1 protein-coding gene is annotated in these 2,882 nt (G+C 69.0%); it reads right to left on the reverse strand.

Features of this window, described 5'->3' with window-relative positions; translation table 11 throughout:
- Window positions 1-2,882: type I polyketide synthase (locus EEJ42_RS02385; RefSeq protein ID WP_123098378.1), on the reverse strand; the 2,882-nt coding region annotated here is incomplete at both ends.

Below are 2,882 nucleotides of genomic sequence, written 5' to 3' on the forward strand. Positions count from 1 at the left end.
AGCCTGCCCAGGTCCCAACCCCGGTCAACAGGGAAGTCACCGACGGCATCCACCCCACCGGACACCAGCCGCCACAAATCATCCGGAGACGACACCCCACCCGGATACCGGCAGGCCATCCCCACAATCACCACCGGATCATCCGCCACCGACGGCAACACACCCACCGGCACCGACACACCCGTATCCGACCCCAGCAACTCATCAAACAGATGCTCCACGAGGGCCTGCGCGGTCGGGTAGTCGAACACCAGCGTCGCCGGAAGCCGCAACCCCGTCGCCGCACCCAACCCGTTACGCAGCTCCACCGCCATCAACGAATCAAAGCCCAGATCACGGAACGACCGTCCCGGATCGATCGCCGCAACACCCTGATGCCCCAGCACCAGGGCCACCTGACTGCGCACCAGATCCAGCAGCACCTCCCCCTGTTCGACCTCGCCCAGCCCGCTGAGCCGCTGCGCCAGCCCGGTAGCGGCGGCACGGCGGAAGGGCGTACGGATCAAGCCACGCAGCAGCGGCGACACCTCGCCACGAGCCCGCAGCGCCGACACATCCAGCCGCACCGGCAACACCACCGGCTCCCCAGCACCCACCGCAGCATCGAACAGCGCCACACCCTGCTCGACGGACAACGGCGGGAATCCCGAGCGGTGCATCCGCTCCCGATCGGCGGCGCTCAGCTCACCGACCATGCCGTCAGACTGATCCCACGCGCCCCAGGCCAGCGACACACCCGGCAGCCCCCGGTCCCGCCGGTACCGCACCAGCGCGTCCAAGAACGCATTCCCCGCGGCGTAACTCCCCTGACCCGCACTGCCGAACGTGCCCGCCGCGGAAGAGAACACCACAAACGCAGACAAGTCCATGTCCTGCGTCAGCTCATGCAGATGCCATGCCGCATCCACCTTCGGACGCAACACCGCATCAACACGCCCCGGAGTCAAGGCACCAATGACGCCGTCGTCCAGCATCCCGGCGCTGTGCACCACCGCGGATACCTCATGTCCGCCCAGCACCTTCGCCAGCGCATCACGATCAGCCACATCACACGCCACCACCTCGGCGCGGGCACCCAATCCGGCGAGTTCGGCGACCAGGTCCTCAGCACCCGGCGAAGCCATCCCACGCCGGGACAGCAGGAGCAGGTCCCGTACGCCGTGCTCGGCCGCCAGGTGCCGGGCCACCACCGCACCCAGACCCCCGGTACCACCCGTGATCAGAACCGTGCCGCGCGGCTCCCATGACGCCGCACGCAGCTCTGGAACGGGCATCCGCGTCAGCCGGGGGGCCAGGACTCGCCCCTGCCGCACCGTCAACTCCGGCTCGGGCTGTGCCAACGCCCGGGACAACACCGCCCCCGGCACAGACCCGTCATCAAGGTCCAGCAGTGTGATCCGATCCGGATGCTCCGACTGCGCCGACCGCACCAAACCCCGCACCGACGCCACCGCCAGGTCGTCGGCGTTCCGCGCGGTGACCGCGCCCTGGGTCACCATCACCAACCGGGACCGGGTGAAGCGCTCCTCCACCAGCCAGTCCTGCACCAGCTCCAGGGCGGAAGCAGCACTCGCGTGGACAGCGTCCACCACCTCGTTCTGGGACCGCACACCGGGCAGCGCAGCCAGCACAACGTCCGGCACCGACCCATCCGCTGCGGACAGAGCCGCCAGATCCTCATACACCCGGACCTCGGTACCCGCGTCCCGAAGCGCGGGGGCCAAGGCCTCTTCCGCGCCAACCACCGCAACCGCAGCGACTCCGGTCTCAACTGACCCGGACGGCAGGGGAGCCCAGTCGATACGGAACAGCGAGTCACTACCCGCCCCGGAAGCTGCGTCGCCCAGCTGTCCTGGGGCTATCGGGCGAGTAGCGAGGGAATCGATGGAAGCGACAAGTTCGCCATCGGTGTCCGCGATCGCGACCGAGACCGCCCCCTGGCCGGTGCGCGACAGCCGCGCCCGCACGGTCGTGGCACCGGAGGCGTAGAGCGACACGCCGTCCCAGGAGAACGGCAGCGCCGTACTCTCCAGGTCAGGATTGTCGTTGCCGGATCCCGCCGACCCCGCCGCCTGGAATACCGCGTCCAGCAGAGCTGGATGGAGGCCGAACTCGCCGGCTTCAACCTCTTCCGGCAGTCCAACTTCGGCAAACACCACATCACCGCGCCGCCACACCGCCCGGAGACCTCGGAACACCGGCCCGTAGTCGAAACCCATCTCCGCAAGCCGCTCGTAGCGGTCGCTGACATCAACCGGTTCGGCGCCGTGCGGCGGCCATACAGCCGCGTCGAAGCCGATGTCCACCCGGTCGATTCCACTCGCGGCCAGCACACCCGAAGCGTGCTGGGTCCAGGGCGCGTCCACCGCATGCTCGGGCCGCCCGTGAACGGTGAGAGCGCGTTGCCCGTCATCATCGGCGGCCCCCACCCGCACCTGGATCTGCGTAGCGCCGCGCTCCGGAAGAACCAATGGCGCGGACAGGGTCAGCTCCTCGACGCGGTCACACCCGACCTCGTCACCGGCCCGGATCGCCAGCTCCACGAAAGCCGTACCGGGCACCAGAACGCGACCCATCACCACGTGATCGGCCAGCCACGGATGCGAGCCCGCCGACAGGCGACCGGAGAACACCACACCGTCCGAGTCGGCCAACGACACCGCCGCACCCAGCAACGGATGCTCAGCCGAGACCAGACCGGCAGCCCGAACATCGCCCGGAACAGCCACAGCCGCAGGCCAGAATCGCTGCCGCTGGAAGGCGTAGGTGGGCAGTTCGACCTGCCGGGCGCCGGTACCCGTGAAGAACGCCCGCCAGTCCACGCCCACGCCGGTCACGTGCAGACGAGCCAGACCGGTCGCCAAAGCCAGTTCTTCGCCACG

Source organism: Streptomyces botrytidirepellens (assembly GCF_003721215.1).
GTDB classification, from domain to species: Bacteria; Actinomycetota; Actinomycetes; order Streptomycetales; family Streptomycetaceae; genus Streptomyces; species Streptomyces himastatinicus.